The following is a 13487-nucleotide window of genomic DNA, read 5'->3' on the forward strand; positions in this document are numbered from 1 at the left end:
GATGATACTTAAATCTGGATTAGAGGCCTCTACCTGCAGCAGAACTCCGGGGTCTGAGAGATCCGTCAACATTGTGGCTCGCTGTAGTAACCTTGCTATAGTTATAGGCTTTAGTGATAATTAGAGTTTTTGGCTGGAGATATGGTGTTAAACGTTTATATTAAAGAGCCACAAAAACAGGCAGAGGCCTGTATTATTTGGATGCATGGGTTAGGTGCGGATGCCAGCGACATGTCAGGGTTGGCTCAACAGTTGCTCCTCAATGAACTCGCGATTCGTCATGTCTTTTTGGATGCACCTGTCCGAGCAGTTACCATTAATAATGGGATGCACATGCGTGCATGGTACGATATTTATGATTTTGGGTTTACACAGAAAGAAGACAGGGATGGAATTTTAAATTCAGAGGCAGAGATTCTCAAAATCGTCCATGCTGAAATAGAGAAAGGAATACCCTCCAATAAAATTTGGTTGGCAGGTTTTTCCCAGGGTGGGGCTATGGCATTACACACGGCATTGAAGTTAACGATGCCTTTTGGGGGCATTATCGCCTTGTCTGCGTATTTGCCGTTAGCGGCTGAATGCAGACCTGTTTTGGCAGATAACACACCTATCTTTTTTGCCTATGGGACCTACGACTCTATTGTTTTGCCAACCTGGAGTAAACTCACCATAGACTGGTTAACTGCTAAAGGATATGCCAATTTAACATTCTATGAGTACCCTATGGAGCATGCCATTTGCATGGAGGAGGTAAGACATCTCTCTCAATGGCTTACTAATCTCCTCAAGGGAGAGAGCGAATGACTATCGTGAAAAGAAACCGTGTGGTGCCATTTACCTGTGAACAAATGTATGGTTTAGTCAATCAGGTTGAGGAATATGCTGAATTTTTACCTTATTGCGCGCAAAGTTTAGTCCACCACCGTGATGAAGATGAGGTGCAAGCAACCTTAGTCATTTCTGCTGCTGGTATGAGTAAATCATTTACCACGCGTAATCGCTTACAAGCCAATAAGATGATAGAAATTCGTCTTGTTGATGGTCCTTTTAAACACTTGGAAGGTTTCTGGCGATTCGACGAGGTGCCAGAAGGCTGCAAGATTTCATTCGACCTGGAATTTGAATTTGCAGGGTGGATGTTTTCCATGCTTTTGGGGCCTGTTTTTGAACAGGTTACAGAAAAAATGGTTGACGCCTTTTGTGAACGAGCTGAGGCTCTATATGGTAAAGGTTGAGATCATTTATATCAAAGCAGATGGCGCCACGGTACAGCTTGAACTTTCCTTAGAACCGGGTTCAACCATAGCCGATGCACTGAATGAAGCTAAATTGTTTGAGACATATCCCGAAGCTAAAAACCTACCGCTAGGAATTTTTTCTAAACAAATGCCTCTGGATACGGTATTAAAAACAGGTGATCGCATTGAAATCTACAGACCACTTTTGCTTGATCCTAAGGAAAAAAGAAGACAGCGTGCAAAAGCTAAGTCATGAACGTTATATGTTCTATACTTTTCTTTAAAAACCGAGAAATAATAACATGGACATCCGGGATATAAAATCTTTTTTTGCTGTCATTGAATATCGCTCCATTACTTTGGCAGCTAAAAAAATGCATGTTACGCAATCTGCCATGAGTAAACGTATTCAAAAAATCGAAAATGAGTTAGGGGTTCGGTTGTTAATCATGGAGGGGTCAAAAATAATATTGACTGAAGCAGCTAAACATCTTATCCCTCATGCCAGGCAAATGCTTTCCGCACATCAAAATATGATTCAAACACTCAAAAAAACTCAAGAGTTTAGTCAGCATGCGGTCATAGGTGCTTCCGTTTATGTCTCCCATTATGTGCTACCAGGTTTTCTAAAATACTTAAAAGAAAAGAATGCCTTGATTCAAGCGCACATTAAAGCCATGAGCGAACTTGAGGTGGGAAATTATTTGAATCATGGAATCGTTGATGTAGTGATCTGCCCAGCGCGAGAGATACCGGAGAAATTAATAACACCTGTTTTTCTATGGGAAGAAAAATTAAATTTGGTTGTCGGTGCTAATCATGAACTTGCCCTGCGCCATTCATCCATTTCACTTTCACAATTGGCAGACTATCCAGCTATTTTAACTGAAAAAGGAGGGGCCTTTCGCGATAAAATAGAAGGTTTATTTGAAGAACATCATTTATCATTAAAATTAGGTTTTGAAATTAGCACGATAGATGCCATAAGATCTTTGGTCGAATATGATCTAGGCTGGAGTTTCTTACCTGATAGTTTGCTATCAGAAAAATTAAAGGTTCCAAAGGTTAGAGATATTGAAGTTGTGATTCCATTTTGCGCCTATTATCTTAAAAAAAGAGCTGATGAACGGTTAATTCATGATTTATTAAGCCATTTTACTAGATGGCAGAATCCCAATGAGAAAGAAGAAAAAATTATGTGGTAATGGGGTAAAGGGGTGACAGAGTTTGGTAAACACTCGCCCCACATTTGTATGAGGCGTGTCATGTACGTATGCAACAATCTCTTTGAGGAAGCGAAACCCATCAAGGCTTATGTTCAATACGTACCAGTTTTCCATGAGAAAAATACAAAGTTACATTACGTACTATAAGAGCACGTGCTCCTCGACGCCAAGTGTAGGCGTAATCCCAACGGTCATTGTTAAAGGTGGGGCTTAGTAGGCTCGTTCCCATTAAAATGGCAACATCGCGCTTACTCATACCAAGCTTTAAGCGCTCAATCTTTGATTGTGGTAATAGGTTACCTTGTTGCACAATTCGTCTTGCATAGTCATAAGAGATGCAATTTGTTAGACAGAATGTGAGCGCTATACTAATGAAAAGAATGAGAATGGTTCTAATTCGCATTTTTTTTGCCTGTTAGGAAAAAGTTCGCCATAATATCACGTCATCCATAGAAAGACATCTAGGATAGAGGTGCTAAAGTAGCTATAGGAGTGCTCTGGTGGAAGAGAGTCAACAGTTAAAAGATGCTGGTTTGAAAATTACCATGCCACGCTTGAAGGTGCTGCAAATATTAGAACAATCCGGTGATCATCATTTAAGCGCAGAAGGGGTGTATAAAGCGCTATTGGAAATGGGTGAAGATGTTGGGTTAGCTACTGTTTATCGTGTGTTAACGCAATTTCAAACAGCTGGATTAGTCACTCGCCACAATTTTGAAGGAGGACATTCGGTATTTGAACTCAGTCAAGGAGAGCATCACGATCATCTTGTTTGTGTTAAGTGTGGTAGAGTTGAAGAATTCATCGACGAGGTTATCGAGCAACGTCAACAAATGATTGCCCAGCAAGCTAAGTTTAAAATGACCGATCATGCTCTTAATATTTACGGCATTTGCCCCGAATGTCAGAAGGAATCTTAAGGTAAAGATTCAGCAAACAATTTTTACTATAATTGATTATCCCTCCCAAACAAGGACGTTACTTTCATGTACGATGACTTAATCAAACCCTACCAATCTTCTGATCTCCCAGCTTTACAATTAGGTGGGATACTGATGAATGAGCATTTACTCCCTAATTCGCCTGTAAATCTGGTGTTAAAATCACTTAACCGTCATGGATTAATCGCGGGTGCCACAGGCAGTGGAAAAACAAAGACGATGCAAGTGTTGGCCGAGCAATTGTCCTTACAAGGAATACCTAGCCTTGTTATGGATATTAAAGGTGATGTTTCGGGATTGGCTATTCCGGGTGAGGCAAATGAAGCTTTGATAGCCCGTTGTCAATCACTGAATTTAACGTTTAGTCCAAGAGCATACCCTGTCGAAATGTTAAGTTTGAGTAACTTAATTGGTGGTGTCCCTCTGCGAGCAACAGTAACGGAGTTCGGACCTCTTCTCTTTTCGCGAATGTTGGATGTTAATGAGACGCAAGCGGGAGTGATTACTGTTCTTTTCGAATATGCAAAAACAAAAGACCTACCATTGATTGATTTGGCTGATTTTAAAGCCTTACTTCAGTATGTACAAACGGAGTCAGGAAAAGCAGAAGTAGAAGCCCAATTTGGTGGTATTGCCACTGCCTCCGTGGGAACGATTGTACGAAAAATCATTGAGCTCGAAGCTGAAGGAGGTCAACAATTTTTTGGCGAACCTGCCTTTAATGTCATGGATCTTGTAAGAGTGAATAGTGAAGGGTTAGGAATCATCTCTATTTTACGCCTCATGGATATGCAGGATAAACCAAAACTGTTTTCTACCTTTATGCTGAAGTTGTTGACGGATGTTTATCGCTTGCTGCCTGAACTCGGTGATCCCCCCAAGCCGAAATTGGTCTTATTTATTGATGAAGCGCATTTGATTTTTAATAATGCCAGTAAGGCTTTGCTAAAGTTGTTGGACACCATTGTTAAATTAATCCGTTCCAAGGGTGTAGGCTTAATTTTCTGTACCCAAACACCTGATGATGTGCCTGAGTCAGTGTTGGGGCAGTTAGGGTTAAAGATACAACATGCTTTAAGGGCTTTTACGGCAAAAGATCGTAAAGCGCTTAAACTCGTTGCACAAAACTTTCCTCCGTCTGAGCATTATCAGACAGAGCAGTTATTAACCAATCTTGGGATTGGTGAAGCCCTAGTGAGCGCTCTGGATGGAAAAGGTCAACCCACGCCCCTGGTACAGTGTTTGATTAGACCACCGGAATCACGGATGGGAGTACTAAATGCTGATGAAATTCATAGGGCGATAGCCATGTCTACGCTCTTACCCAAATACGAACACCGCATAGAACGAAGTTCGGCAAAGGAGATCTTAGCTGCTGAAGTAGCTATGACAAGCCATGGACAGAGGAATGCCAAAGAGAGTAAAGCCGATGTGCAAGAGCCCTCTGTAGTCGATCAAATCAGTAAAAACACGTTATTCCGTCAGATCATAAGACAAATTATCCGCGATATTACGCGTTCCATTCTCTCTGCATTAGGTATTAGTAAAAAACGTTGAAATGATTGATGAAATGACAGAAATTAAGGTGTTGACAATTGCTCCCCAGCGCCTACGTACCGCGACTTGTTCGCGGTATCCAATAGATCTTAATCAGCTATAAATTTCTTCATAAAGATCACGCCACTCTGGATTTAAATCTTCGATCAAATTCAACTTCCACTGTCTGGACCAGTTTTTGAAACGTTTCTCACGACGTGCAGCCCCTACATAGGTTTCATGAATTTCATAATAAACTAACCTATGAACATTATATTTGGCTGTAAACCCTGGAGTTAACTTATTTTTATGTTCCCAGACTCGTGTAATTAGATCAGACGTGGAACCGACGTACAGAGTGCCATTACGCTTGCTCGCCATGATATAGGCATAAAATAATTTCATCTTGCTTCCTTGTTATCGAGTTTTTTGGACTGCACATCGATGATATTACTTGAGTTATTCTGATTACATAGGGGGCCCAAATTGTTTTATACTTGGCATTAGAACCGCTATAATGCGATCTTTCTCTTATTAATCAATGCATTAGAAATTTATTAAAGTTCTGATTTTAAATTTGACCATTTACTGGATACCGCGAACAAGTCGCGGTACGTAGGCGCTGGGGAACAATTGTCAACACACCCTAGTGATTTAAAAAATGTGCTATTGTATCGATTCTATAGATGGAAAAAGGAATTTTCACACATGATCAAGAGCTTGCTCAGCGCATTGGTAATATTCATTCTATCAATTATAACAGTCCATGCAGATAATTTTGTTGCTTGTAAGAGTAAATATGCTTTGTGTACTACCGCTCCTTGCACCCCTATGGCAGGTAAAGAAAATATTGTTTCATGTCATTGTGATGTAAAAGAGGGTTATTCTGCCGCGACCCAACCTTGTCAACCAGCCAAGCAAACAAAAGATGGCGAGTTAATTTATTCTCGTTATTTTCCAATAAAAAGTTATATCAAGTGTTCAAATGGCCTTGGGCATGGTGTCTTGATAAACCTTGTTTGATTGATAAAAAGGATTCTACTAAGGCCAAGTGTGAGTGCAATGTCGTAAACGATCGAGGAGATTATGTGATTGTTGTCAATCCTGCGATTAGTCCAAACAGTAAGAACACCTGTACTGCAGGGATTATTTCCTCAGCGACTGTTAAGCAAGCTGAAGAAATTACTGATTTTTTAAAATCTCAAAAGGAATTACAGCCCTATCCTATTCAGGTTATTAATGAATAAATTTAATGGTGATTTATTTGCGGAGTAAAGTCTTAAGAGTTACAGCTAGGGTATCACAAAGATTAGATGAAGCCTCGGGATGAGTGGTCAAGGCTTGATTCGCCTCGACTTCTAAGCCCAGGTATTCATCATTTGTAAATTCTGGGCGCAAGAAACTTGTAAAACCATCAGTCACTCCGCGATAAGGATAATTCATGCGTACCCGCAGTGCACTTGAGTGAGACTTCAATCGTAATTGCCATTCTTTTGCAAGCATACGCTCGTCACTGCGTTTGGGGTCATATAGGAGACCAATATCAGCATCACGGACAAGATCATTGAAAACCGGTGTAAAGCTATGTATGGACAAATGCCAGACTTGTTGTCCAGCATTGATATGTTTTCGCACTGTGGATATAAGTTGTTCTCTGAAAGGAAGGTAATATTCTTGAATAATGTGTGCTTTTTCCTCCGAAGTTAAGTTACGGGTGATTTCTGAAAAAACATAAGGGTTTGACAAACGACGATTGCAATCAATGAGCAATCTTGTAGCCTGAGCGCATACTATGTCACAAGCAAAAACTTGTGACAGATGGTTAGCAATAGTGAGTGCCCCCAAATCAACGCCTCGATGGGTCTGCAGCACATCCTTATATTCAGCAAAATACTTTGTGTACTTCTCTGGAACGGTATTGACGGCATGCTCACAACTTAAGACTAGAACTGGCGGTTTCATGTTGCTTTAAACAATTGATTCGTGAGCAAGCAATGTGAAAGTTGGCGGTAAAGGCGAGTCAGTGTTTGTTGACTGATTTCAGCACCACAAGCATACAAAAGTCGCTCGCTTAAATTTCCTTGGCTCAAAATAAATTCTAGTGTCTGTTGACTGCCATAATCAAGTTCTGGACTTATGCGTTCTATTAGATGTGACCAGATATCACGGGTTGTCATGCTTCGTGTAGGTAATTGCCATTGTCGATATAATTCGGGATCATCTACACAGACGGTAAAACCCTCTTGAATGGTTTTGTCATAGACTGTTTTTAAACGCGGAGTTTCACAGGGTTTATCTAAGTAGTAGGACGAATTACTCTGCCAGTTTTTCAAAATCGCATGGATGGCAAGAGCAATTGCGATGTCTGCTTGCACACACTCTTGCGAATCAAGAATACGGATTTCAATAGCGCCATAATCGAATTTTGGGATAGCTGCTCTTGAATTCAGCCATTCATATTGCAAGATACCTTGTGGATCAAAAGGACTGATCGCTTTATACATTGGCGCTAAAATGTTTTGTCGATACTCCTCTTCGCTGCGAATAAATTCAGGGATAATCTCGCCACTAATCGATGGGATTGCTTGCTGATTTTTGCCATAAAAATATAGGCGTGAATCCTTTAACCCAGTTTTTTTGCCGTTCAAAAAAGGTGTACTCGCTGCCAAAGCAGGTAATAAAGGCAAAATTAAGCGGATAGCATTATGTAGGTGACTAAATTCTTCATCATTGGCAAAAGGTAAATTAACATGCATGCTCTGTAAATTTGCCCAACCATGTCCCTGGCAATTAAAAATTTTATCGTATTGAAGATAAATTTCGCGGTTGCCATGAGGCCAACGCTTTGTTTCTTGCAAAGGGTCCATCCATGGATGGGCTCCTGTGGGGAGTAATTGTAGGTTTTGCTGCACAAGAAGAGGTTGCAATTGCTCTATCGTTTTTTGAAATTGCTCTGCTATGGCTCTTGAAGGTGGTTTGGGGCCATTGTTTTTTAATTCCAGCACGTGCATGACCAATTCATTGCTAATTGCAATATCATCCAATACCACTTCATTAACAAGTGCTCCGGCCAACGTTTCCAAAAGCTCGTCACTTCGAGGCTGGACATGCAGGCTATCGCGGTCAACGAGCATGTATTCAATTTCGATGCCTAGAACAGAAAAAATAGGATAATTAGACATAACCATGTTTCCTGCGAATACGCTGTAAAAAAACCCCCATGATATGTTGATAGAGCGATTCGCCCATAATTTTATCTTCTGTGCCAGAGTCAATATTCGGGTTATCGTTTACTTCAATGACATAATGTTTGTCGCCCTGACTTTTAATGTCCACGCCATACAAGCCATCACCAATCAGTCGCGTGCATTTTAAAGCGGTTTTAATGATAGCTTCCGGAACCTCATGAATGGGAACCGTTTCATGAGCGCCTTCACGTTGATCTTTCCTGGCACCCCAATTGTATATTTGCCAATGATCTTGAGCCATATAATAACGGCAAGCAAAAATAGGTTTATTATCTAAAATGCCAATTCGCCAATCGTATTCAGTTGGGATAAAGGGTTGGATTAAAACTAAATCAGAAATTTTAAAAAATTGACTTAATGATTTCTGTAACGCTTTTGCATCATCGAGTTTAATCACTCCATGAGAGAAAGCACTATCAGGCCGTTTTAAAACGCAAGGAAATTCAATCTTCGGGATTTCTTTGTCGAATTTGCTGATAAAGATGGTTTCCGGGGTTAAGATTTGATGGCTGCGCATCAATTCAGCCAAGTATACTTTATTACTGCATTTTATAATGGATTGTGGATCATCAATGACCACTAAATTTTCTTGCGCCGCACGTCTTGCCATGCGGTAGGTGTAATGATTGACAGCGGTGGTGGCGCGAATAAATAAAGCGTCATACTCAGCGAGTGATTTAGTATCACTTTTTTCGATAAAGTCAACGTTTAAGCCCATTGCCTCCCCAGTTTCAGCAAAAGTATCTAAGGCTTTTTTATTCGAGGGAGCATTCTGTTCGCTGGGATCAATCAAAATAGCTAAGTCATGATAGCGCTGTTTTTTACGCCATTGATGGAAACGTTTTTTAGAGAGGTAGCTTTCCGCAGCTTGACGCATGAAAGTCAGATGGTGTTCAGGAATCTCGGCTAGTGATAACACTTGTAATGTTTTTATCCGCCACTGTTTCTTTTTCTCCAGAGTAAAGCGCATAAGAGGTAAAGGAAATAAGCCATGCAATTTTTTGGCTAGATTGGCGTGACACTTGGCCATGTTTTGACCAAAATAGAGGCTCAAAATAAATTCTTCGCCTTTAATCTCATTTAAGCTATGCTGAATTTCCTCATCCACATCCTGAGAGATAAACTTGGACAACTCTGCGTTTAACGCGTCTTGGATGCTGTGAACGGATGGTATGGCTTTATGATCTCGAGCATGAGCTAATAGGGAGACATAGTAGCCAATGGTTTGATGGTTATAGGATTGACAGAGATTGATTACCCGGATGGATTTACTTTGGTAGTAATTTTCGTTCGACAAGTATTCTGAAGCTTGTACTATGCTTGCTAGAGGATTCAAGAACTCCCACCCTGACGGATCATCCGTTACAATTAGTGTTTCCATTTAGCACTCTTTAGGTTGAATTATTATCAAATTGGCATCATAAGTTAAAACGCCGACCATGATGGCATTAATTAAGCGGTTGCTGCTGACTTTGTAATAGTTGTCTCCTGAAATAGGATTCTCCCGATGAGGGTCTGCAACAACGACTAACCTTTTCTTGTCATCGTAACCGCATAAAACCACAAAATGACCACAAGGGGTCCCGCGAATATCATCATAAATTGATTCACCGTTGATAAATCGTTCACGTGAACTTCGGTAGAGATAAGTCGCGCTCAAGCCAGTTAAGATGGGAATCTTTTGTAAGAAATAATCCTTAAGTAGTTGCACACTGAGTGTGCGGAAACGGAGTTCCCCTCCTAGAGAGAGGTATTCAAGATAAGCTTTACTTGCTTGCAGAATACCTTTCGTTCTTTTATGTTTCATTTGGGCAATTAATTTGATTCTTAATAAATGTTGACAAGCTTTTTCTTGCTCAAAATCAAACCATGTAGGATCAAAAATATTAAGATTATTGATATAAATAGTTACCTTAAAACCATGAAGAAGGGCATGTTTACCTAACATAGGAGCCAACGTTCCACCGGAAAGGGAACGTTCCACATTTTTAATTACCTCCCCTAGATCGAGATTCAAACCATAATAGCGATAAATAGCATGTAAACTAGTTGGGCCACAGGTTTCGTCATCAGGTTGCGTATGTATTGTGAGATCGATCATAATGGCCAGGTTGGTAAAACACTATTTTTATACCCATCATTTGTTAACGTTAGACTTCCCATTTTCATTTGTCAACAATCAGTTTTGCAAAGAGGTCGAAAAAGATATTTGTTTTCAACGAGTTAATGATGGCCAATCGATATGAAAAAGCCGACCTAGGAAGCTTAGAATAGGAACTAAGAGCCCGAAAGCGATGATGACATAGACAACAGGCAAGTATTTGTTACCAGTATTATTTTCATTTAGCTCAACTTTTTTCATTCTTGTTTCCGTAACCACAAGATACAACAATAGCGCCAAACCATAAAAATAAAAGGAATTAAAAAATAGTTTGCTTTGTATCGTCAATATCTTAGTCGATCGCAAATAATCCATGGGAAAATTAAGCATAAACATACTTATGAACCACAAGCATTTTCCTTTACTATTGCCATCAGTCGCAAAAATAATTAACCAGGTTAAGATTAAAGGAAAAATCAACAAGGAAAAGTAGTATAGCCAACCAAAAGGACTCATGATTAGCATCATTACGAGGGTTAAAGCAAAGGAGTATGTTTTTTCCGTTCCAATTTGTGCTATTTTTCTTAAATACCACAAGAGACAAATTGAAAATAAACTAACGTAAAGTATTTTAATCCAAAGAATACTCTGTGTCTGATCGCGAGCGTCAATAAACAAACGAAACAAAAAGCCATAAATAGAAGCGTTCCAGCTATCTCCATACCATAAAACCCTTACGATCATGGAAATATATTTATAATAAACATCGCTACCGTAGATGAAAGCAGGCATTAATGTTAACAGCAGAAACACGAAAAGCATAACCCAGAATACTTTAAAGCGTTTTTGTAGCAAGACGTAGAAGAATAATAATCCTGGGAACAATTTGGCAGCGATAATGAATCCCCACATGATGCCTGCGGCATAATCCCGGTTTTGGCAATAAAAATGATAACCTAGCATAATAGTAAACAGTAATAATGCTCCAATTTGGGCTATTGCTGTATCCATTAGGGTCGCAAAAAAAGAAAAGTAGAGAAGATATAAATTTATCCAGTTCCTTTTGAGAAAATGATGTGGAAATAGATAATGGAAAGTAATCCCAGCGCCGATTGCTCCTAAGCCTAGCGACAAGAACCACCAAATAGTAAGTGCAGTTTTATAGGTAAGCTGAACAAAAGGGTTCAAAAGCAGTAACACAATAGGTGGATTGAGATTCGCGGCTATTTTTTTAGCAGTGGGTAGGTAAGTTGCGAAAAGTATCTGATAAGGATTCTCGCCCATAGCTAACAGCTGAGCAGCGGAGTAAAACGAAGCGAAATCAATGCCTTGTTGATGGGTGTAAATAAAATAAAACAACAAACTATAGGTAAATAGTAGAAGTAAAAGAACAGCACGTTGCCAATAGCCTAAGTTCATTTTAATCCGCTGATTTAAACAACTTTAATTGATAATTCCAGGATAAAGTTAGCCACTTCTTCGGGTGCTTTAGGGTAGTTTACAAATGCTTTAATCTCTATGGGTTTATTAATGCGTTGTTCTGTTTTCTTCGCTTCTTCTATCATGGCTCTCACCACCATTCCCTGATCGCACATAAAATAAACATCCGACTCAGGACGGCGTAAAAATTGTGCTTGAAACGATTTAAACACAATTGAAACCTTGAGATTGGCCTGTTTTGCATGATAAAAGCCATGCAGACCACCTGCAAGATCCGCTCCCACGGCCAATGCTCCAAAGTACATTGAATGAAGATGATTTTTACTGCGACGTTTAAGAGGCAACTTAATAATAATATCTTGCTCATCAAGTTTGAGGAGTTTGGGTCGTAAGTGGCCAATCAAAGGTACCTTGAAACAACCAAAGTACCATAGAAAAAACTTAAATCGGGTTAAGGTTTGCATTAAGCGTCCTTGTTAATTTGTAACCTTGAAATAATTTTTTTCACACCACGAACAGCGCTTACACGTTTGATGATTGCACTTATCGCTTTTTCTTTCTTGAGGCTTCCCGATAATGTAACTATTCCATTGGTGGTTGTCGCATTAATCCCTACTAAAGGGATGGATTCATCATCAAATACTTTTGCTTTTAAAACAGCTGCCTCTACTTTGGCTGTGATGTAAGCATCCGTTAAGCCCGTGTTAACTTCCTTGATCATAAGTTCCTCGGTATCAACTTCCTTTACCCCCGTGGTGGTTATAGCAAGTCGTAAAGCTTCCACAAACGCTTGACGATCTTTTACGTGACCACGAAGACAAACGACACCATCTTTTGTTGAGACATAAATCTTAAAAGGATTCAGATTGCGATTCTTGGTGTATTTAGCCGTTATTTTTGTGGTGATAACTGAGTCACTAATGTCTTGCTCGAACTCTTTTAAATTGTTATCCGCATGAGCTACAGTAATCCCGACAATGAGTAAGAGACTGATTAAAAAATTAAATATTGCTCGCATGCACGGTCAAATTAAAAAAACATGGCGAAAGTATATCATTTTAAAATGGTCTACCAAGAGTTTCTTTGAGGAATTTTACAAAATCTTGAAAGTTCAATGGCTTTATTCATTATCGCTTTTTTATGACCCCCAGCATATGCATCACTGCCATTAAGTTAAGCTTCTCGAATCCCCGCGGGGCATCGACCGCGGGGTCCATCATGTCAGTCTGGACATGGATACCGCGGTCAAGCCGCGGTAATTCGAGACGATAGAAAAACCCTTAACTTAATGACAGTGAGCCTATGTATTCCTGGTTCTATTTAAGGTCTACGCTTAGACTTTGTATTATATAGGGTGGATTAGTGCTTTGAACGATAAAAAGGGAAAAGGAAGCTCCTCTATTGATGGCTGGGAAGTAATAGTCTTTATTTACCCGCCAATAATTGGTTCCATAAATTATCCCTTTTTCCACAATCACTGCTGGACCTAATGACTGAGGTTCAGGAATGATCTTTTGATCTTTTAACATTTGAATCTGTTGACTGAAAAACGTCTGTAATCCGTCCCAGGCGTTAGGTGAATAATTGGCCCGTATAGTGTTTACCTCTGAGGTTGGTACGGCGTAATTAAAGGTAAGGGTGGAATATAGCACTTGTTCTGCCCAAGCAGTCACAGCAGCATCATCTGCTCGGCTAATGGAAGGAAGAAAAAGAGTCAACGAGAGAATCAAGGGCATCAAAAACTGAAAATTCAT

17 protein-coding genes and 1 pseudogene are annotated in these 13487 nt (G+C 39.8%); 8 read left to right on the forward strand and 10 right to left on the reverse strand.

Annotation, left to right across the window (positions count from 1 at the left end; all coding sequences use genetic code 11):
• Positions 1–141 precede the first annotated feature (141 nt).
• From CKV79_RS01435 to CKV79_RS01450, 4 genes are read left to right on the forward strand one after another with little or no spacing between them, the layout of a single operon-like run.
• Positions 142–807: an alpha/beta hydrolase gene (locus tag CKV79_RS01435; RefSeq protein WP_081778076.1), complete on the forward strand. Its 666-nt coding sequence runs from the start codon at positions 142–144 to the stop codon at positions 805–807.
• Positions 804–1238 (forward strand): type II toxin-antitoxin system RatA family toxin, encoded by a 435-nt coding sequence (locus CKV79_RS01440; protein ID WP_028373328.1) that lies wholly within the window; start codon positions 804–806, stop codon positions 1236–1238. The genes CKV79_RS01435 and CKV79_RS01440 overlap by 4 nt, the downstream gene beginning before the upstream one ends.
• Positions 1225–1497: an RnfH family protein gene (locus tag CKV79_RS01445; RefSeq protein WP_028373329.1), complete on the forward strand. Its 273-nt coding sequence runs from the start codon at positions 1225–1227 to the stop codon at positions 1495–1497. Before CKV79_RS01440 ends, CKV79_RS01445 begins: the two co-directional genes overlap by 14 nt.
• 46 nt (positions 1498–1543) lie before the next feature.
• Positions 1544–2446 carry a LysR family transcriptional regulator gene (locus tag CKV79_RS01450; RefSeq protein WP_028373330.1) on the forward strand — a complete coding sequence of 301 codons (903 nt, stop codon included), beginning with the start codon at positions 1544–1546 and terminating at the stop codon, positions 2444–2446.
• A gap of 100 nt (positions 2447–2546) precedes the next feature.
• On the opposite strand, the pseudogene CKV79_RS01455 reads toward CKV79_RS01450, so the two are convergent.
• Positions 2547–2901 (reverse strand): annotated as a pseudogene (locus CKV79_RS01455) (outer membrane protein assembly factor BamE).
• Between the two features lie 66 nt (positions 2902–2967).
• On the opposite strand from CKV79_RS01455, the gene fur reads away from it, so the two are divergent.
• Together fur and CKV79_RS01465 are read left to right on the forward strand one after the other, a co-directional pair.
• A complete protein-coding gene (fur, locus tag CKV79_RS01460; protein WP_028373332.1) occupies positions 2968–3387 on the forward strand; it encodes a ferric iron uptake transcriptional regulator in 420 nt (139 codons plus the stop codon).
• Between the two features lie 66 nt (positions 3388–3453).
• Positions 3454–4965 (forward strand): helicase HerA-like domain-containing protein, encoded by a 1512-nt coding sequence (locus CKV79_RS01465; protein ID WP_028373333.1) that lies wholly within the window; start codon positions 3454–3456, stop codon positions 4963–4965.
• 93 nt (positions 4966–5058) lie between these two features.
• Here the strand turns inward: CKV79_RS01465 and CKV79_RS01470 are convergent, their stop codons facing one another.
• On the reverse strand, positions 5059–5349 hold the full coding sequence (locus CKV79_RS01470; RefSeq protein ID WP_028373334.1) for a GIY-YIG nuclease family protein: 291 nt from the start codon (positions 5347–5349) through the stop codon (positions 5059–5061).
• A gap of 303 nt (positions 5350–5652) precedes the next feature.
• On the opposite strand from CKV79_RS01470, the gene CKV79_RS01475 reads away from it, so the two are divergent.
• Both CKV79_RS01475 and CKV79_RS13705 read left to right on the forward strand, forming a co-directional pair.
• Positions 5653–5967 (forward strand): hypothetical protein, encoded by a 315-nt coding sequence (locus CKV79_RS01475; protein WP_051546161.1) that lies wholly within the window; start codon positions 5653–5655, stop codon positions 5965–5967.
• A 65-nt stretch (positions 5968–6032) separates the two neighbouring features.
• Entirely contained in the window at positions 6033–6191 is a 159-nt protein-coding gene (locus CKV79_RS13705) for a hypothetical protein (RefSeq protein WP_157737121.1), read from the forward strand.
• A 13-nt stretch (positions 6192–6204) separates the two neighbouring features.
• Here the strand turns inward: CKV79_RS13705 and CKV79_RS01480 are convergent, their stop codons facing one another.
• From CKV79_RS01480 to CKV79_RS01515, 8 genes are all read right to left on the reverse strand, one after another.
• A complete protein-coding gene (locus CKV79_RS01480; protein WP_028373335.1) occupies positions 6205–6906 on the reverse strand; it encodes an N-formylglutamate amidohydrolase in 702 nt (233 codons plus the stop codon).
• Positions 6903–8126: a glutamate-cysteine ligase family protein gene (locus CKV79_RS01485; RefSeq protein ID WP_028373336.1), complete on the reverse strand. Its 1224-nt coding sequence runs from the start codon at positions 8124–8126 to the stop codon at positions 6903–6905. Before CKV79_RS01485 ends, CKV79_RS01480 begins: the two co-directional genes overlap by 4 nt.
• Positions 8119–9573, reverse strand: coding sequence for a RimK family protein (locus tag CKV79_RS01490; protein ID WP_028373337.1), 1455 nt, complete (start codon positions 9571–9573; stop codon positions 8119–8121). Before CKV79_RS01490 ends, CKV79_RS01485 begins: the two co-directional genes overlap by 8 nt.
• Complete coding sequence (locus tag CKV79_RS01495) at positions 9574–10293, reverse strand: cysteine peptidase family C39 domain-containing protein (RefSeq protein ID WP_028373338.1); 720 nt, start codon at positions 10291–10293, stop codon at positions 9574–9576.
• Positions 10294–10407: 114 nt separating this feature from the next.
• On the reverse strand, positions 10408–11712 hold the full coding sequence (locus CKV79_RS01500; RefSeq protein ID WP_028373339.1) for a glycosyltransferase family 87 protein: 1305 nt from the start codon (positions 11710–11712) through the stop codon (positions 10408–10410).
• Positions 11713–11726: 14 nt separating this feature from the next.
• Positions 11727–12197, reverse strand: a complete 471-nt coding sequence (locus tag CKV79_RS01505) for a hotdog family protein (RefSeq protein ID WP_028373340.1) — start codon at positions 12195–12197, stop codon at positions 11727–11729.
• The gene (locus CKV79_RS01510; RefSeq protein ID WP_028373341.1) at positions 12197–12751 is read right to left on the reverse strand and encodes a BON domain-containing protein; all 555 of its coding nucleotides are present in this window, start codon (positions 12749–12751) and stop codon (positions 12197–12199) included. The genes CKV79_RS01505 and CKV79_RS01510 overlap by 1 nt, the downstream gene beginning before the upstream one ends.
• Before the next feature lie 298 nt (positions 12752–13049).
• A complete protein-coding gene (locus CKV79_RS01515) occupies positions 13050–13487 on the reverse strand; it encodes a DotI/IcmL/TraM family protein (RefSeq protein ID WP_028373342.1) in 438 nt (145 codons plus the stop codon).

It is taken from the genome of Legionella lansingensis (genome assembly GCF_900187355.1).
Lineage (GTDB): Bacteria > Pseudomonadota > Gammaproteobacteria > Legionellales > Legionellaceae > Tatlockia > Tatlockia lansingensis.